Below are 17,775 nucleotides of genomic sequence, written 5' to 3'. Positions count from 1 at the left end.
GGTAATGACTATGAAAAAACTGCTGACTCTTTTATCAATAATAGTATTGATCGCTCTTGCGGGATGTGGTAATCCTACTCCGCAAAAACCGGGGGAATCCGTCCAAACGGGTGCGGGTGAAAAAGGAGAGAAAAAAATAACGATTGCCGGTAATGGCGGTGTCATTGAAAGTGCCATCAGGGATGTGATTGCACCAAAGTTCAAAGAAGAAACGGGAATCACTGTTAATTATATTTCCGGTTTATCAGGTGAAATTTTATCCAAAGTGGAATTACAGAAGAACGCTCCGCAAATAGATGTTGCCCTTTTTGTACCGGTTGATGTAATTCGCGCTAAGGAGAAGGAACTGATCGTACCAATTGATGAGTCCAATGTTCCCAATATGAAATCGGTGGATCCACGTTTCATTCCGATTGAAAATGCTGCCGCGCCAGCATTCGGTTTAGTCATTGCACCAGCCTATAATACGGAAACCTTTAAAAAGAATGGGTTAAAACCAATTGAATCTTGGAATGATCTTGTATCACCTGATTACGAGGGTAAAACGGCATTTTCAGATATTACGAATGACTGGGGTTTCAATACCCTTAATGGTCTGGCGATTTCAAACGGCGGCAGTACGGAAGATATGGAACCAGGTCTTGAAAAAGCGAAAGATCTTGCAGCTTATTCCAATACCTTTTATAAAAACTCAACGCAAATGATGCCAGCTGTCCAACAAGGAGCTGCTGACGTAACGGTCATGGGAAGTTACTCCATAGGTGAACTAGCCGTTTCAGGTATTCCCATTAAGATGGCCGTACCAAAAGAAGGTGTACCGCTTCAAGCTTTTAGTGCTGGTCTCGTGAAAAATACGCCAAATAGCAAAGAAGCCCTTGAATTCATCAACTATGTAATCAGTGAAGAAGCGCAAGCTTTAATTTCCGAAAAAGGATTTTATCCAACTGTAGAAGGAATGAAAATTCCAGAGAAATATGAAGAGTCAATCGGCCTTAAAGCAAGTGATAAAACATTCAAACCTGATTTCGCCAAGTTTGCCGAAATCCGCGCAGAGGTGTCAGACAGATGGGCGAAAGAGGTTACTCCTGAATTAGGGAAAAAACTCAAATAAAAAGGAGCGTGTTGATCACATGGAATTATTAAAAAAAGATGTGGAAATGAATAGGCAACACCTGGAGGCAGTTCAGGGGTTTGGGTCAAACAAAAATGATGTAGAGATAAAAGGCGCGTTTAAACAATTTGGAACGAACGTTGTACTGAATGGCATTGATCTGGAGGTGAAACAAGGAGAGTTACTTACTCTTCTTGGGCCTTCAGGGTGCGGAAAGTCCACAACCTTGAACCTAATAGCTGGGTTCCTCGATGCAGATCGGGGAGAGGTCCATATTAAAGGCAATAATGTGACGAAAGTTCCGCCTTATAAGCGAGATTTAGGGATGGTTTTTCAAACATATTCACTTTTTCCTCATATGACAGTCTATGAAAATCTCAGTTTTGGCTTGAAACTGCGCAAAGTTAGTAAAACTGAGCAAAAAAAGAAGATAAGTAAAGCGCTTGAATTAGTGAAAATGTCAGGATTGGAGAATCGTTATCCAAGGGAATTATCAGGAGGTCAGCGTCAGCGTGTTGCAATTTCCAGAGCACTTGTAGTTGAGCCGGAGCTCCTATTGCTTGACGAGCCGCTTTCAAATCTTGATGCAAAGTTACGCCATGAACTTAGGGCCGAGATAAAGCGCTTACAAAAGGAGATTGGCGTAACGACCATTTTTGTGACCCATGATCAAGAAGAAGCTCTTTCCATGTCAGATCGAGTTGTGGTCATGAATGCAGGGAAAATTGAACAAATCAGTACTCCGACTGAGATTTACAATCATCCCAAGACTGAATTCGTGTTTCAATTCATCGGAAAATCGAATTGTTTTGAAGGGAATGTGTCTGCTGTGGATAAGCGGAAAGTTTCAGTCAAGATAGGACCTGATATCACTCATGTCGATGCAAACAACATCATGGGAAATGATAGTGATTTGAAAACTGGTGATGAAGTGAAGCTATATATTAGACCAGAAAAACTGCAAATAGTTTCTCTTGAAGAAAAATCTGCCTCTCCATTGGATTTCCAACATGCTAAGATCAGCCAAATTAACTATCTTGGTACCTCTTGGGAAATCAATGTTCTATTACATGGGAAAAGTATTCAAGTATTGACTTCCGCCTTCGATTCATCATGGCAAAATGGAAGTGAGGTGCTGATTGGATGGAGCCCATCAGAAGTTATGCTAGTCAAGAAATAGAACAGGAAACGAATCCTATCGAACCGCAAAAGGAACCTAAAATAAAGAAAAGGAAAGTCTGGGTTCCGGGATTACTCCTTTTAACGCCGATTCTGCTTTTCATATTTGGTTTCTTTGTCATACCGATGTTATACATTTTATATTTAAGCTTCATATCGACAGATAATCTTGGAGGAGCGGATGCAGTTTATAGCCTGAAAAACTATACACAACTATTTACCGATAGCTATTACTTATCTTCTTTATGGCTGACAGTGAAAATCAGTTTATATTCGGTCTTGGTTGCTTTATTTCTTGGATATCCGGTAGCTTTGACGATGGCCAAAAGTTCAGCGCGGATCAGAGGGTATATCACTCTCTTGATCGTGTCACCGCTCTTGGTAAGTATAGTTGTCCGTAATTTTGGCTGGTATCTATTGCTATTGCCTAACGGAACGATTAATCAAACCTTGATGGCCCTTGGCATAATTGATGCGCCATTGAAACTATTGTTTTCGGAAATCGGGGTTGTGATAGGGCTATCCAATGCATATCTTCCTTTCATGATCTTATCCATCGTTGCCAGTTTATATAATATTGATCCTTCTCTGGATAAGGCAGGAGCAATACTTGGGGCAAGCCCATTCAGAAGGTTCTTTTCGATTACATTGCCGTTAAGTATCCCTGGTATCGTATCTGGCTGCATTCTCGTATTCAGTTTATCAATGAGTGCTTATGTTACGCCTGCACTAATGGGAGGAGCCAATGTGCCCGTGATGCCTGTTGTCATCTATGATCAAATAAATAACTTGCTGCATTGGACATTCGGATCTGCTCTTTCTTATATTCTATTAGCAACCACTGTCATATCAGTGGCCGTCTTTACCAGGGTGTTTGAAAAAGGGAAATTCAAGGAGGTATTCCGATGATGAAAACGTTTGGCGGCCTTCGGATTGCCGTAGCCGTGTTGGCAATTATCTATATCTTGATACCGCTCATTGTCGTTATTCCCGCTTCTTTCACAAGTGCCAATTATCCAAGTTTTCCGGCTGAAGGCTTTTCACTGCAATGGTATTCCAAGATCTTGGAGCGTCCTGAATTTTTGGAAGCCTTTTTGAACAGTGCGAAGTTCGCAGCATTGGCTGCCCTTTTCTCCGTCATATTCGGAACTTTGGGTGCCCTTGGCATCGCAAAGTATGATATACCTGGAAAATCATATATTACGGCCCTTTTAACTTCTCCACTAAGTGTGCCGCAATTAGTCTTGGGGATTGCACTTTTAATGTACTTTACACCAATGATGCTTGCCGGTACGTCTACAGGATTTTTAATTGCCCATATCGTCATTTGCATACCCTATGTTATGCGGCTCGTATTAACCGGTTTAAGTGGATTTGATTATAATCTCGAAAGGGCTGCGGCCATACTTGGAGCGAATCCACTAACAGTTTTCATGAAAGTGACATTGCCGCTAATAGGATCCGCGGCCATCTCAGGCGGATTATTCGCATTTTTGACATCTTTTGATAATGTAACGGTCTCTCTCTTTATGGTATCACCGGAAATGAGAACGCTGCCGATCGAAATATTCTCGCAAATGCAGGATGCCTACAATCCAATTGTTGCATCCGTGTCAAGTGTGGTTATTTTCATATCTGTCCTTCTGATCGTCATACTTGAAAAAATTCAAGGTGTCGGGAAAGTTTTTGGTGGTTCCCATCATACTAACGGGTAAAAACGAGATGAATGATATGACAACCGATCATGGTGGTTAAGTTCTGATTTTTTCGAAGAAAACTCATCCAAATGTTCCATTCAAATGAGCCAAACACCTTTTGGCAGCCAATAGTGGAGCCGTTAGGACAGGGACAGAGGGATTAACTTGCTTTGCGATATGTTCCATACTATATTGTGAAAGCAAAATCACTTCTGTCTTTCCGTCCAATTGTTCCACCATCTTTTTAACCCGATCGTCATGTTCCTTTCTTTTTCCTTGTGATAATAAATGGATGATCCCGGGATCCACCAATGATTCGATCATACAGTCAGGATTCTTATTTAATAAGTAATTTTGAAGGGCGATCGGCGTTTCTTTTACGGTTGAAACCAGGCCGATGCTAGCATAGCGAAGCGCTTCATCAAGCATGGCCTCGTCTGAACGAAATAACTTAACAGGGTATAGAGGTTGCAAGATTGAAGTGATGTCATTAAAAGCAGAGCAAGTAAGTTGGATGCATGAAACATCAGAATCATGCGCTATATTCACTAATGCAGAAAAGCGGCGGATGATTTCCGGAGTCAACTTGCCGCTCTTTTCCATCAAGGCGAGCAGACCTGTGTCCATGAAATGAAGGAGTTCAATGTTTGGAGCAACAGTCTGAAAGGCCACTTCAATTGGTTGTAGTGCAGTTGTGGTTGCGTGAATCAGTGCGATTTTCACAAAAAAACCTCCTTTTTCTTTCATCATTATATCTAGCAAAATCATAAAATGCCATTATATAACATGCAGATGGTTCTTTTCCAATTTACTATTATGAAAGGAAGTGAGAAGCATGGAGAAAGAGGCCCTGGACGACCTTAGGCAGGTAATTCCAAATGACAGAATGTTCCTTGATTTGGCAGAAAGGTATTGTTATAGCTATGACGCTTCTTTTGGGGAATATTTACCTGAAATCGTTATACAGCCAAAAAATGCGGAGGAAATCAGTGAAGTGATTAAATTGGCCAATACTCACGGAATACCTGTTTACCCAAGGGGATCTGGAACTTCGTTAAGTGGAGGCCCATTACCTGTTAAAGGAGGAATGGTTCTTGATATGACCCTTTTACGGGATAAATTGATCATTGATCGGGAAAATATGCTTGCCATTGTTTCTCCAGGTGTGATTACGGCAAATATCCATAAAAAGGCTGAAGAAGCCGGCTTGTTCTATCCCCCGGATCCAAGTAGTTCCAACGTTGCCACGATAGGCGGGAATCTATTAGAAAATTCCAGTGGCCCAAAGGGATTGAAGTACGGAACGACAAAAGAATATGTGATAGGCCTGGAGGTGGTCACCCCTACGGGAGAAATCATTCGCACGGGCGGAAAGACCGTAAAAAATGTAACAGGGTATGATTTGACCCGATTGATCGTAGGATCGGAAGGTACCCTTGGCATCGTTACTGAGGCAACCATCCGCTTAATACCAAAACCTCAATCTAAACAAACATTTGTCGCCCACTTCAATCATTTGATAGACTCTGGCCATGCCATTACCAGCATTTTATCGTCAGGGATTCTACCATCTGCCCTGGAACTGATGGATAACGCGTGTATCCGTGCTGTCGAAAGCTATCGGCCTTCAGGATTGCCTCTACAGGCAGAAGCCATCCTGATCATAGAAATAGATGGTCACCCATTGGCAATCGAGGAGGAAATCAATAAATGCGCCGATATTTGCAAGGCGGAGGGTGCTTCCTACGTCAAGATAGCGGAGACAGAGGAAGAATGCCAAACTATTTGGAGTGCGCGTAAATCTGTTTCCCCGGCCATAACACAAATGGGTCCTACAAAAATTTCTGAAGACGCGACCGTTCCACGCAGTCAAATACCGGCGATGATGGAGAGATTAAACAATATCCGGGAGAAATACGGGTTGAACTTGGTTGTATTCGGCCATGCAGGGGATGGCAATTTACATCCGAACATCATTACCGATAAACGAAATATTACGGAAATGAAAAAAGTGGAGCTTGCAGTCAGTGAAATTTTTGAAGCCGCAATCGAACTAGGAGGGACACTTTCCGGGGAACATGGTATCGGTACTTTAAAGTCACCTTATATGAAAATGGAATTAGGAATAACAGGGGTGAATATGATGAAAAAAATTAAAGAAGCATGGGATCCCAATAATATCCTGAATCCAGGAAAGATTTTTCCTGATAAAGGCCAGACGAGGGTCGTGTTGGTTACATGAGTCCATCCGTCAAACCGAACGAGACAAATGCAGTAGCCCATAATTTATATTCAGATGCCTATGATTGGACAAACCAATGCGTAAAATGCGGTTACTGTTTACCAGCTTGTCCTACATATGAATCAATGGGAGTGGAATCCGCCTCTCCACGCGGTCGAATTAATCTAGTGAAAATGGCAGCCGAAGGGAAAATAGATTTCCAAAAAGATTTAGCTGAACCGATCGATCTATGTTTAGGCTGCCGTGCTTGTGAAACGGCATGTCCTGTCGGTGTGCCATACGGACATATACTGGAAGCGGCAAAAGAAGCCATTGAAAACTCCCCGTCAGGCAACAAAAAAAACAAAATGAACAAGATCAAAAAACTGGCTTTGGTTCATCTTTTTCCATATCCAAATCGGATGAACAGAATTGGTAGTGCAGTACAGTTCTATCAAAAAACAGGAATATCCAAGCTTATCCGTTCATCGAATGTACTGCAAAAGGTTTCCCCAGCCCTTGCACAATTAGAACAAGCACTTCCAGCCATCGAGTCGTCCTCCAAACGAATTCGGACAGGTACGATAATGCCGGCAAAAGGGGAAACGAAATTAAAAGTGGCATTTTTTGCTGGGTGTATCATGGATTCCATGATGTCACGAATAAATCGTCTCACCATTGAGCTGCTCACCTTAGCAGGTTGTGAGGTCATTCTCCCTGAAAATCAGAATTGCTGCGGTGCACTGCATTCCCATCAAGGTGAAACAAACCAAGCGAAAGCATTGGCAAAGAGGAATATCCAAGCCTTCATGCAATCAGATGCTAATGTAATTGTAAATAACGCAGGAGGCTGCGGTGCTTCGCTTCTTGAATATGGACATTTATTGGCAGATGATCACGAATGGGCTGGGGCGGCAAGGGCTTTCTCGGAAAAATCAAAAGACATCAGTCAAATTCTTCATCAATTGGGGCCTCTCCCCTTTACTGAAGAATGGCAAGGCATCGTTTCCTATCAAGATTCATGTCATTTACGCAATGTTCAAAAGGTCCAAAAGGAACCTCGTTTACTATTGCAATCCATACCTGGAGTTTCTTATGCGGAAATGGAAGGGTTTGACCGTTGCTGTGCATCTGGAGGCATTTACAATCTTCTTCACTTTGATGAATCAATGAAAATTCTAGATGATAAAATGAAGAACCTAAAAGATACAAAAGCCGCTACAGTAGTGACCGTAAACCCTGGCTGCCAAATGCAAATGAGCATTGGCATTCAAAGGGAGGGGGCAGCAAACCAAATCAAAAGTATGCACCTTGTTGAAATACTTGCCAAGGCCTGCGGCTTGGATTGATAAAGAGGATATTAAAACTTCATAAGGCAATACTCGTCAGCATTATCGCACTTATGGGAAAATGCTGACGTTTTTTATTTTTCAATTAATTAATGACCCATGTTAGGGAATATAATGATTGATGAAAAACTCCTTGTAGATTAATAATGCAGTGCCATATATATGGATGAAAGATTGATTATGTTAGTGCACAGTATGTTAATTGCATGTAAATACATATGAAAAAAACCGTTCAATTTTCTGAACGGATCATCAAATTAGATGTGTTAGTAAATGAACTTAAATTCCTGTTTTTATGCCAAAACCTATTAAAATTAAGCCAGTTGATTTTTGGAATGCTTTCTGGAATTTAGAGTTGTTCATCCATTTTTTTGCGTAATCAATTAGAAAAACAAGAAAAAGAAACCACAATACAGCAAGAAAGGTTAAGATGAACGCTAATATAATCAATTGCTGGTTTACATTTCCGTTCAAATTGATAAATTGAGGCATGATTGTTATATAAACTAAAACGGTCTTTGGATTAAGAATATTATTAAGTAATGCTTGCATAAAGGAATCTTTATTATGCCGGCTTGAATACTTCGTAGGTGTATTTGCTTGTGCTTGAATTTCTTTTAATGAAAAAGCGCTTTTAGCAAAAAAACTTTTTATCCCTAAATAAATTAAGTAGGCGGCTCCCAAATATTTGATTGTACTGAACAGAATCACGGACTTTGCAATGACAACAGATAGTCCAAGAATAGCAATAAGCGTCCAAAAAGAAAGTCCCGTTGCCATTCCGAGAACGGTATAACGTCCGGCTTTTGGACCATAGCTAAGCGTGTTTTTCACTAAGAGCATGGTATCTGCTCCAGGAATAATAACCATCATTGCAACTATTGATATGTATGTAAGTAAGCTATCCATACTATTTCTCCCTTCCCTTCAATAGGGGTTACTAAAGTAACTACTTATGTAAGTATATTAGATGAAAATGGAAATCGTCAACAGATTTTGCTAAAATATTAGTTACAAAGGTAGCAACTACGGTTGTGTGGAGGGTTTATGAAAGAAAACATTTTAGACACATTAAAAAATCTGAATTTTACCGAATATGAAGCGAAAGCATATCTTGCCTTATTGGAAGAATCGCCATTGACAGGCTATGCAGTTGCAAAAAACTCCGGTGTACCACGTTCAAGAATATATGAAATACTGGACAGTCTCGCAATAAGAGGAGATATTCTAGTTAGTCCTGGAAACACTCCACAGTATACTCCCGTACCTGCAAGCGAGCTAATAAAAAACCGCCGCATGAAAGCAGAAGAAAACTTTGAACTGGCAGAAAAATCATTAGCGGAGTTTGAACGTTCTGCAAATGATCGTGAAAACATTTGGAACATCATGGGGCGTAATGAAATACTCGATAAGGTAAAAGCTTGTATATTATCTGCTAAAAAAAGAATACTCTTAGAGATTTGGGAAGAAGAATTCGAAGTATTAGAGTCAGAACTAAGACAGGCTGCAAATAAAGGAGTCAATGTCACAATTATTGCCTATGGTGAAATCGTCTGTGATTTTGCTAATGTTTACCTTCATTATATGGGTCATGAAATTACAGAAGAGTATGGTGGGCGATGGCTTGTTATTAGTGGAGATGATTCAGAAGTGGTAGCAGGTATTGTCTCGCTTGGTAAAGATAGCCGTGCAGCATGGACCATGCATGTAGGTTTGGTCATGCCCATTACAGAAGTCATGATTCATGATTTGTATCTCATGGAAATCATGGAGAAACATAGGGGACTTTTAGAAGAAAGCTTTGGTGTAAACCTCGCCAATTTACGTAAAAAATTTTCTATCCATCCAGATTATAAAAAACATTACGTGGACTAGATTCGGGTTATTAATTCCTGTTTTTTACAGCATAATAAGAAAGCGAACATTATTGTCAACAATAGGGGCATACATCCAGGCAGGATTTATGCCCTTTAAAGATAAAGTCACTTTTTTGATTGAAGATGCAGCAGATGATTAAGAAATATAACTATATTAAAATAGGGAAACGGGTATAATGAAGAATGGAATAAACCATTCTTGGTAATGGGACTATTATAGTATCGGATTGACATCTTGATATCCGGATTACATAAAGACAGAAGGAGAAATGATTCATTTGGATAATAAAGAAACAAAAGGTATCGAGTTACCTGCCAACTATGAGGAATTAAAAAAATCTGCCAATCGCAAATCTAATTGGAGAGAACGTTTGGATGCGATCGAAGAATTAGGACAGTCAAAAAACAAACAAGTGATCGACATTCTCACACATATCATGAATAGTGATTCTGTATATAAAGTTCAAGAGGCTGCATACCGACAACTGAAAAGATTAGGCGAAGATGTCCAATTGCCACCAAGGAAAAAGGGCGATCTGGTTAAAGGATTAACCAAAATCTTAGTAAGGATCAAGAAGAGTTTACCAGAAAATCACTCATATACTGAATTCAAAGATAAACTTCAGAAAATGAGAATGGATATATATGATACCTATGAGGGTGAAAAAGGGGCAGATTTTGATAAGTGGTTAGAAAATACTTGGTCTGCGTTATCGAAAAGATAACATTCATTCAAAAGGAAAACAAATAAGATTGGATTTAGGAGCAAAATTTTTGCTCCTTTTTGTTTACCAATAAAATAGGAATACATGTATATCCCTCCCCTTTTTTAAACCATCGAATGGGACACTCTCTTGCATACAAGGATTAAATGACCGAGAGCCTTTAAAGCACAATTCAAGAAAAACCACATTTCCCATGTGCTCAGCACACACTAGAATAATTCTATTTCTATATAAACACATTTTTTTTATAAATCAACATAATGATATTAATAGAATGAATGAACTCATAGAAGACCAGGGGGAAGACAAGTGAATCAAATGTATACTATCCTTGAAGAAATTCAATCGACATCCATGGAGTGTGTATTGGCTACCATCATTCATGTGGAAGGTTCAGCATACTTGCGTGAAGGTACCTCCATGCTTATAAAAAAAGATGGTACATCTTCAGGCGTTATTAGTGTTGGGTGTATCGAGGAAGATCTTATTCTTCATTCTTGCAGAGTGTTTGAAAGGAAAAATACAGAGACCTTTGTATATCAAATGGAAAGTGATGAAGATCCAGAATGGGGAATTGGAACAGGTTGTAACGGAACTCTCTATATATTACTGGAGTATGTGGACCATAAATTAAAAGAAAATCTTTCATATGTATTGGCTTCCATTAAAGAAGCTAAGGTGATCGTCCATCAAATTGAGTTAGATGATGATTGGAACTTATTGGGGTATTCTTTCCGGCCAAAGGATGAGTATACTAATGAACGCAAAGAAAATGATGTTAGCTTTATTTATAGGCAAAAGATTATACCTAAACCGCGTTTAATCATTTTTGGAGCTGGATGTGATGTATATCCAGTTGTCACTATGGCTACCTCAATAGGGTTTTCAGTTACTGTTTGCGATTGGAGGTCCGAGCTTTGTAACGAAAATAATATACCCGACGCAGTTAGCCATATTATAGGATTCCCATCTGAAATTATGGAACAATTATCTTTAAAAAAAGATGATTATGTTATCATCATGACTCATAACTTTCAGAGAGATAAAGAAATACTTTCACTAATAATGAATCAGCCATTATCCTATATAGGCATTTTAGGTTCCAAAAAACGTACAGCCAGTTTATTTGACACGAAACCCCCTAATAATATACACTCACCTATCGGTTTATCAATTGGAGCTAAGGGCCCTTTCGAGATTGCAGTTAGCATTATAGCCGAATTAATTCAGCATAAAAGTATGAAGGGACATCCCGAATGAAAATAACTGGGGTATACCTGGCCGCTGGAAATAGTAATCGAATGGGTATAAATAAATTAGCATTGCCATTAGGAAATAAAGAAATGGGACGATGGGGATTAGAAAAAGCGATTCTATCTGAACTTAACGGTATTATCATTGTTTCGAATCATTTAAACCACCTGGATTTATCAGGTTTTAGTTCTGAAAAAATAATTACGGTAGAAATTAAAGAACCTGAAGCAGGTCAATCCCATTCACTCCAAACAGGTATACGATCAGCAAACAACATACATTCGGACGCCGTAGTAATTTTACTTGCTGATCAGCCCTTTATAACAACAAATATGATAAACAAACTCATCGAAATATACAAACGAAACCCTAATTACTCCTTTGTTGCCTCTAGTTTTCATGGTTGTATACGACCTCCCATACTTATTGACAAAGATCTCTTTTCCGACATTCACCTTTTACGAGGAGACCGAGGCGCAAGACAGATTCTAATGGCGAAGAGAGAACAGGGGATACTTGTTCCTTTTTATGTGGAAAAATGGTTTGTTGATATTGATAATATGGAAGAATATCTTTTTTGGAAAAACAAAATAGATAACAATTAAAAAGAATAATAATGAAAATGAGGAGACTATATGGATATTATCGGAAAAGGGGTAATTCGAAAAGATGCTTGGGAAAAGGTGACAGGGCAGGCGATTTACACAGGAGATCGAGTAGAAGTGAAAATTCTCCATGTTAAAAAGGTAATTAGTCCTTATGCACATGCCCTTATTAAACATATCAATCTAACCAAAGCTGAAAAAGTTCCAGGTGTTCGTGCAATCATAACAGGTGGGAATTTACCACTAACAGGAGAAGAAATCAGGGATCGGTACCCCATAGCTCAAGATAAGGTCCGCTATCATGGTGAAGTCGTAGCACTTGTTGTTGCTGATACAAAGAAACAAGCAAAGATTGCCGCTGACAATATTCAAGTTATCTATGAACCTTTAGCCGTAGTCAATTCACCAATGGAAGCTTTAAATCCCAATTCCCCTCTACTCCACCCAGATTTAGATACTTATAAAAAAATATCCGAGGTATTTCCCGAGCCAGGCACAAATATAGCAAATCGAACCAAAATCAGAAAAGGCGACAGAAAAACAGGTTGGCAAGAGAGCGAAATCATTATTGAGGAAAAGTTTTCTTTTTCCCCCTCCGACCATGCAGCCATGGAAACAAGATGTTCTTTAGCGGAAATTCAATCAGATGGCAAGATTATTATCACTTCTTCTTCTCAAGCTCCCTTCATGATCAAGCGTTTGATAAGTGATTACTTTGATGTTGAAATTGGCAACGTCATAGTAAACACTCCACTTGTTGGAGGGGCATTCGGTGGTAAAGCCTCGGTCCAACTTGAACTATTAGCTTATATCGCTTCAAAGGCCGTTAATGGCAGGCTAGTAAAAGTTGAAAATAGTCGTGAAGAGGATATTTTGACATCACCTTGTCATATTGGATTAGATGCTACCATTAAATTAGGTTGTACACAATCTGGTTTGCTAAAGGTCGCAGAGCTGACGTATTTATGGGACGGGGGAGCATATGCCGACAAAGCTACAGATCTAAGCCGTGCTGGTGCTGTGGATTGCACCGGACCTTATAATATAGAAAATATTTGGTGTGACTCTCTCTGCATGTATACAAATCATCCATATGCCTCGCCTTATCGAGGTTTCGCCCATTCAGAAGTTCTGTTTGCTTTTGAGCGGACTATGGATTCTCTTTCAAAAAAGCTTGGAATGGATCCACTTGAACTGCGTGAAATGAATGCGATCCTCCCAGGACACTCCACCCCAACACAAGTTAAATTGAATTCGAGCACGGTGGGTAATCTTCCTGAATGCATACAGGTGCTTAAGAAAAAAATGAAATGGGAAGAGGGCCAATTAGTTAAAATAAACGACAAGATTATAAGGGCAAAAGGGATCGCTTGTATATGGAAAACTTCAACGATCGATACCAACGCTGGATCTGGTGTGATTTTAACCTTTAATCCTGATGGCAGTGTAAACCTTATGTCAGGAGTAGTAGAAATCGGTACAGGAACGAAAACGATATTAGCACAGATTGTATCAGATAAATTAAAGGTCCCCATTGATCGTGTAAACGTTCAGTTGAAGGTAAATACACAAAATACACCAGAACATTGGAAAACGGTAGCAAGCCGTGGAACATTAATGGCAGGAAGGGCTGCGATTCAAGCCGCGGAAGATGCTCTTTTACAAATAAAGAAACTTGCTTCTTGTGTATTACGAGCTCCAATTGAAGACATCGTCCTTGGACAGGAAAGGGTCTTTATGAAAGGGGAACCGAATATAGAAATTCCTTTCAAACGGCTAGTGTATGGGTATACATATCCTGACGGAAGCACGATTGGAGGACAAATCATCGGTAGAGGGCAATATACCATCCCACATATAACAAATTTAGATCCCGATACAGGTGCAGGCAGACCAGGTCCTGAATGGACTGTTGGCGCACAAGGGGTAGAAGTAGAGTATGACATAAATGAATATACTTACAAGATAGTAAGGGCAATATCTGTCATTGATGCAGGAAAGGTTCTGAATCAAAAAACTGCAGAAGGACAAATAATGGGTGCAATGAGCATGGGCATAGCATTTGGTGGGCGTGAAACATTCTATTTCGATCAGCTTGGCAGAGTATTGAACCCTCAACTCAGAACCTATAGACCGCTAAGATATGGAGAAAACCCTGAATATATCTGTGAATTTGTTGAAACACCACAATTAGATGCCCCATATGGCGCAAGGGGCCTTGGGGAACATGGGCTTCTTGGTATGCCAGCTGCCTTAGGTAACAGTTTATCTTTGGCGGCTGGGATTCCTTTGAACCAGTTGCCATTACTTCCTGAACTCATTTGGAGGGGGAAAAGAGGGAGAAGAGCGTAATGTTACCTTATAATTTTGATTATTATAAACCTCGATCGATAAAAGAGGCGATTGAACTTTATCAACTATTAAAATTACAAGAAAAAAAAACTATGTATTATGGTGGGGGGACTGAAGTTTTAACATTAGGACGTTTAAATTTTATATACCCCGATGCGATTATTGATTTAAAAGGGATTCCCGAATGCAATGCATTCGGTTTTCAACACCAAGAACTGATCATTGGCTCAACATTGAGTTTACGCGCAATCGAAGAAAATAGGCTATTTCCGCTATTAGCGGATACTTCAAAAGAAGTTGCTGATTATACATCAAGAAATAAAATCACTATAGGTGGAAACATATGTGGTCAAATTTTTTATAGAGAGGCAGTTCTTCCATTTTTATTATCAGATAGTACTGTCATTATTGCAGGGCCAAAAGGAACGAGGAAAGAATTTATTAATGAAGTTTTCCATAAAGAGCTACGACTTGACGAAGGGGAATTTCTCGTACAAATTATAACAGAAAAAGAATATACGAAAGCTAAACACATTAGTGTAAAGAAGAGGCAGCAATGGAAAACGGGATATCCGCTTTTAACAGTTGCCTCATTAAAAAAAGAAGGATATATTCGATTTGCATTCAGCGGGGTATGTCCATTTCCTTTTCGGTCAATTCAAATGGAAAACAAACTAAATGATAAGAGATTATCTATTAAAGACCGAATTTTAAACTCTTTTGAGTTTTTACCAGCTCAGGTTTTAAACGATATAGAAGGATCCAATGAATATAGATTATTTGTTTTAGAAAATACCCTTTCATACATTTTGTCATATATAGGTGGTGAGGAACATGAATAGTCATTCGGCGGATCGAAAAATTACCATTCAATTAGAAATAAATAAAGAACGTTATGAGAGGGATATATTGGCATCAGATAAATTGCTAGATGTTCTCCGATATAAAATTGGACTTACAGGAGCTAAACCTGGATGTTTAAATGGAGATTGCGGCGCTTGTACAGTTATAATGAATAACCAGCCAATGAAATCCTGTTTAATGTTAGCCATTGAAGCCATTGATTCAGAAATCCTTACAATTGAAGGCCTCAAGAATACCCCGATCCAGAGAGCATTCGTGGAACATTTTGCTTTTCAATGTGGGTATTGTACATCAGGATTTATAATGATTTGCCAGGCTTTACTCCTTAATGACAGAAACCCAAGCCCTGAAAAAATTGAAACATGGCTTTCTTCGAATATTTGTCGCTGTACCGGATATAAAGAAATTGAAAAAGCCATATATTCAGTAATAGAACTTTTAAATAAAAATCAATCAAATCAGTGACGTTTGCCCGTTTATATGAATAAAATGCCTACATGGGGAGTGGTGATATTGATTGAATCCTGTGTAGTTAATTCAGAAAAAAAAGTAATTCACTCCTTTCAGCGTAATCTCGAAATTACAACAGCCATCCTATTATTAACTGGACAAATCACAATCATTGGCGTGTTTGTAAGACCAGGAAGATTTAGTATCTCATTAGGCGGGCCTCTTTTTGGGGGCCATCGTTTAGAAGGGACGGACCAGTCGCAAGTGGGAAATCTTTTTATCGATATATTGGACATCATCATAGCTATATTATTAATCAATGATGCCATACATGTGACAGGAACATTTATTTCGTCTGGTGATTTCTCAATTAATGTTTCCGGTCCTATATTTGGTTATCCTGAAGTTGTTCCGGCATTGCCAATTGAAGATTATAATTTTTTCAATACGATTGTAAAGAAGCATTATAACGTACCACCAGAATTATTAACTACATTAAAAGGAAATGAGTAAAAATGTCATTAACAGATATTCCTACAATTAAAAGTTCGAGAAACAATGCCTTTCTAATAGCCATTCCCATTATCATCTTCATATTTTTCTTCACTCAGCAAAAGTCCACAGATGTCTAAATTACAATAAACCTAGAAAAGATTGGATTAGAAACATTGAATCATTTACGGATTTAAATACACCCATAAAGATTAGATCATGCATTAAAGAGAGAAAGTACAAGTAAAGTGGATTGATCAAATGACTTTGATACCTTTAGAGTAATGAAGGTTTTAATCATTTCAGAGGTGAGGCCTTTTTGTAGCTTTACCTTTTTTTGTGTTTGATGTTATATGGGGGAGAGATGGAAGCGAATAAATCTCGGACAAAGAATTGAAGGAGTCCATATCCACATCTTTAATAATTCCATTTATGACTAAACTTTAGATAAAAATCTAAAAACACAAGCATTGAATAACAAACTAACATAGAAATGAGAGAGGGATTTGATAGTAATTCCATTTAAACTGTCTATATCGTTATTTTATCCATAGTCTATTCCGAATAAATCCCCATTCTAGCCAGGAACTATGACCTGTCATTATGCTAATAAGGTTTCAAAATACTTTATTCAGGAGGTTGATAAAAGTGGAAAAGAAAAAAATGATAATAAATGGAAAGATGGTATCCTATATCGAGAAAGGCAATGTTAATGATCCCCCAGTACTTTTATTGCACGGGGTACCTGAGTCCAGTCTTTTGTGGAAAGAAATGATTCCATGCATTGTGTCTTGTGGATTTAGAACCATCGCACCGGATCTCCCTGGATTCGGCCAAAGTGAACAGTTTGATGAATCTTCAACCTGGGAAAGATATGAACAGTTTGTATCGGATTTTACAAGGGAACTAAAACTAGATAAATTCCACCTTATTGTACATGACTGGGGCGGACTTATTGGACTGAAATGGGCATGTGATCATCCAGAGAGAATACTAAGTCTCTTTGTTTCAAATACAACCATATCAGTAGATTATAAGTGGCACTCACTTGCTCAGATTTGGAGAACACCAAATGCTGGAGAGAAAATAATGAAGCGCATGTCAGGTGATCCACAAGCTCAAACTGAATTGAAGAAAACGATTCCGAACATAGGTGACGAAATTATGGAAGACTTCTTTCGTGTCTTTAGAACTCCCGAATCTTGTAAAGTCATCTTAGATCTATACCGTTCTGGAAATATAGAAAAGGTAAAATCGTACAATCAAAAACTAAATCAGATCAAAATACCTGTCACAATAATTTGGGGAGAGATGGATCCTTATATACCTTTTGAATTTGCCTACAAGCTCCAGAAAGAAGGTTTCCCACATGCACAGGTTCACATTATTCAAAATGCCGGGCATTTTATCCAAATCGAAGTGCCTGATAAAGTGAATTCTTATATTCAGCAGCATTTTAAAAACGTGTAAACCTTTAGATATATAGAAGGGGAGAAGCGGATGAAACGTCACACTCCCCTTTTCGAACATCATGTTAACCATACTTTATGGATAATCTTATTGTATTATTAAAAGGAGTACCTATAAAATAGAGAAATA

The 17,775-nt window shown here is 38.8% G+C and carries 17 protein-coding genes; 15 read left to right on the top strand and 2 right to left on the bottom strand.

What is annotated here, in order from left to right; translation table 11 throughout:
* Positions 1–10: 10 nt before the first annotated feature.
* The 4 genes from ACQKFG_RS23260 to ACQKFG_RS23245 are packed head-to-tail and all read left to right on the top strand — an operon-like array spanning position 11 to position 4,005.
* Positions 11–1,111, top strand: a complete 1,101-nt coding sequence (locus ACQKFG_RS23260) for an extracellular solute-binding protein (RefSeq protein WP_427563282.1) — start codon at positions 11–13, stop codon at positions 1,109–1,111.
* 46 nt (positions 1,112–1,157) lie between these two features.
* Positions 1,158–2,291, top strand: a complete 1,134-nt coding sequence (locus tag ACQKFG_RS23255) for an ABC transporter ATP-binding protein (protein WP_192208277.1) — start codon at positions 1,158–1,160, stop codon at positions 2,289–2,291.
* A complete protein-coding gene (locus ACQKFG_RS23250; RefSeq protein ID WP_098372380.1) occupies positions 2,255–3,199 on the top strand; it encodes an ABC transporter permease in 945 nt (314 codons plus the stop codon). The genes ACQKFG_RS23255 and ACQKFG_RS23250 overlap by 37 nt, the downstream gene beginning before the upstream one ends.
* The gene (locus ACQKFG_RS23245; RefSeq protein ID WP_142244692.1) at positions 3,199–4,005 is read left to right on the top strand and encodes an ABC transporter permease; all 807 of its coding nucleotides are present in this window, start codon (positions 3,199–3,201) and stop codon (positions 4,003–4,005) included. The genes ACQKFG_RS23250 and ACQKFG_RS23245 overlap by 1 nt, the downstream gene beginning before the upstream one ends.
* Positions 4,006–4,068: 63 nt before the next feature.
* On the opposite strand, the gene ACQKFG_RS23240 is transcribed toward ACQKFG_RS23245, so the two are convergent.
* Entirely contained in the window at positions 4,069–4,710 is a 642-nt protein-coding gene (locus tag ACQKFG_RS23240) for a hypothetical protein (protein WP_192204832.1), read from the bottom strand.
* Between the two features lie 112 nt (positions 4,711–4,822).
* Here ACQKFG_RS23240 and ACQKFG_RS23235 point away from each other — a divergent pair, with 112 nt between their 5' ends.
* Together ACQKFG_RS23235 and ACQKFG_RS23230 are read left to right on the top strand one after the other, a co-directional pair.
* Complete coding sequence (locus ACQKFG_RS23235) at positions 4,823–6,229, top strand: FAD-binding oxidoreductase (RefSeq protein WP_427563279.1); 1,407 nt, start codon at positions 4,823–4,825, stop codon at positions 6,227–6,229.
* Positions 6,226–7,557: a (Fe-S)-binding protein gene (locus ACQKFG_RS23230; RefSeq protein WP_427563277.1), complete on the top strand. Its 1,332-nt coding sequence runs from the start codon at positions 6,226–6,228 to the stop codon at positions 7,555–7,557. The genes ACQKFG_RS23235 and ACQKFG_RS23230 overlap by 4 nt, the downstream gene beginning before the upstream one ends.
* A 279-nt stretch (positions 7,558–7,836) precedes the next feature.
* On the opposite strand, the gene ACQKFG_RS23225 is transcribed toward ACQKFG_RS23230, so the two are convergent.
* Positions 7,837–8,466 carry a homoserine/threonine efflux transporter gene (locus ACQKFG_RS23225; protein ID WP_192204829.1) on the bottom strand — a complete coding sequence of 210 codons (630 nt, stop codon included), beginning with the start codon at positions 8,464–8,466 and terminating at the stop codon, positions 7,837–7,839.
* 138 nt (positions 8,467–8,604) lie between these two features.
* Here ACQKFG_RS23225 and ACQKFG_RS23220 point away from each other — a divergent pair, with 138 nt between their 5' ends.
* The 9 genes from ACQKFG_RS23220 to ACQKFG_RS23180 all read left to right on the top strand — a co-directional run bounded on the left by ACQKFG_RS23220 (position 8,605) and on the right by ACQKFG_RS23180 (position 17,646).
* On the top strand, positions 8,605–9,432 hold the full coding sequence (locus ACQKFG_RS23220; protein ID WP_349728482.1) for a TrmB family transcriptional regulator: 828 nt from the start codon (positions 8,605–8,607) through the stop codon (positions 9,430–9,432).
* Positions 9,433–9,712: 280 nt separating this feature from the next.
* Positions 9,713–10,159, top strand: a complete 447-nt coding sequence (locus ACQKFG_RS23215; RefSeq protein WP_427563275.1) for a HEAT repeat domain-containing protein — start codon at positions 9,713–9,715, stop codon at positions 10,157–10,159.
* Between the two features lie 318 nt (positions 10,160–10,477).
* Complete coding sequence (locus ACQKFG_RS23210) at positions 10,478–11,419, top strand: XdhC family protein (RefSeq protein ID WP_427563366.1); 942 nt, start codon at positions 10,478–10,480, stop codon at positions 11,417–11,419.
* Positions 11,416–12,018 (top strand): nucleotidyltransferase family protein, encoded by a 603-nt coding sequence (locus ACQKFG_RS23205; RefSeq protein WP_427563273.1) that lies wholly within the window; start codon positions 11,416–11,418, stop codon positions 12,016–12,018. The genes ACQKFG_RS23210 and ACQKFG_RS23205 overlap by 4 nt, the downstream gene beginning before the upstream one ends.
* A 30-nt stretch (positions 12,019–12,048) precedes the next feature.
* A complete protein-coding gene (locus tag ACQKFG_RS23200; RefSeq protein ID WP_427563272.1) occupies positions 12,049–14,370 on the top strand; it encodes a xanthine dehydrogenase family protein molybdopterin-binding subunit in 2,322 nt (773 codons plus the stop codon).
* Positions 14,370–15,212: an FAD binding domain-containing protein gene (locus ACQKFG_RS23195; protein WP_427563270.1), complete on the top strand. Its 843-nt coding sequence runs from the start codon at positions 14,370–14,372 to the stop codon at positions 15,210–15,212. Before ACQKFG_RS23200 ends, ACQKFG_RS23195 begins: the two co-directional genes overlap by 1 nt.
* Positions 15,205–15,699, top strand: a complete 495-nt coding sequence (locus tag ACQKFG_RS23190) for a (2Fe-2S)-binding protein (RefSeq protein WP_427563268.1) — start codon at positions 15,205–15,207, stop codon at positions 15,697–15,699. Before ACQKFG_RS23195 ends, ACQKFG_RS23190 begins: the two co-directional genes overlap by 8 nt.
* 42 nt (positions 15,700–15,741) lie before the next feature.
* On the top strand, positions 15,742–16,197 hold the full coding sequence (locus ACQKFG_RS23185) for a hypothetical protein (RefSeq protein ID WP_427563364.1): 456 nt from the start codon (positions 15,742–15,744) through the stop codon (positions 16,195–16,197).
* 627 nt (positions 16,198–16,824) lie between these two features.
* Positions 16,825–17,646 (top strand): alpha/beta fold hydrolase, encoded by an 822-nt coding sequence (locus ACQKFG_RS23180; RefSeq protein ID WP_427563266.1) that lies wholly within the window; start codon positions 16,825–16,827, stop codon positions 17,644–17,646.
* The last annotated feature ends 129 nt before the right edge of the window (positions 17,647–17,775 follow it).

This window comes from Peribacillus sp. NPDC076916 (assembly GCF_050269675.1).
Taxonomy (GTDB): Bacteria; Bacillota; Bacilli; order Bacillales; family DSM-1321; genus Peribacillus; species Peribacillus aracenensis.
The sequence above is the reverse complement of the archived record's forward strand: the minus strand, read 5'-3'. Positions and strand labels throughout refer to the sequence as shown.

Coding starts and splice junctions, on each gene's coding strand:
- ACQKFG_RS23260 (WP_427563282.1), top strand. CDS start 11: ATGAAAAAACTGCTGACTCTTTTATCAATAATAGTATTGATCGCTCTT.
- ACQKFG_RS23255 (WP_192208277.1), top strand. CDS start 1,158: ATGAATAGGCAACACCTGGAGGCAGTTCAGGGGTTTGGGTCAAACAAA.
- ACQKFG_RS23250 (WP_098372380.1), top strand. CDS start 2,255: ATGGAGCCCATCAGAAGTTATGCTAGTCAAGAAATAGAACAGGAAACG.
- ACQKFG_RS23245 (WP_142244692.1), top strand. CDS start 3,199: ATGAAAACGTTTGGCGGCCTTCGGATTGCCGTAGCCGTGTTGGCAATT.
- ACQKFG_RS23235 (WP_427563279.1), top strand. CDS start 4,823: ATGGAGAAAGAGGCCCTGGACGACCTTAGGCAGGTAATTCCAAATGAC.
- ACQKFG_RS23230 (WP_427563277.1), top strand. CDS start 6,226: ATGAGTCCATCCGTCAAACCGAACGAGACAAATGCAGTAGCCCATAAT.
- ACQKFG_RS23225 (WP_192204829.1), bottom strand. CDS start 8,466: ATGGATAGCTTACTTACATACATATCAATAGTTGCAATGATGGTTATT.
- ACQKFG_RS23220 (WP_349728482.1), top strand. CDS start 8,605: ATGAAAGAAAACATTTTAGACACATTAAAAAATCTGAATTTTACCGAA.
- ACQKFG_RS23210 (WP_427563366.1), top strand. CDS start 10,478: ATGTATACTATCCTTGAAGAAATTCAATCGACATCCATGGAGTGTGTA.
- ACQKFG_RS23205 (WP_427563273.1), top strand. CDS start 11,416: ATGAAAATAACTGGGGTATACCTGGCCGCTGGAAATAGTAATCGAATG.
- ACQKFG_RS23200 (WP_427563272.1), top strand. CDS start 12,049: ATGGATATTATCGGAAAAGGGGTAATTCGAAAAGATGCTTGGGAAAAG.
- ACQKFG_RS23195 (WP_427563270.1), top strand. CDS start 14,370: ATGTTACCTTATAATTTTGATTATTATAAACCTCGATCGATAAAAGAG.
- ACQKFG_RS23190 (WP_427563268.1), top strand. CDS start 15,205: ATGAATAGTCATTCGGCGGATCGAAAAATTACCATTCAATTAGAAATA.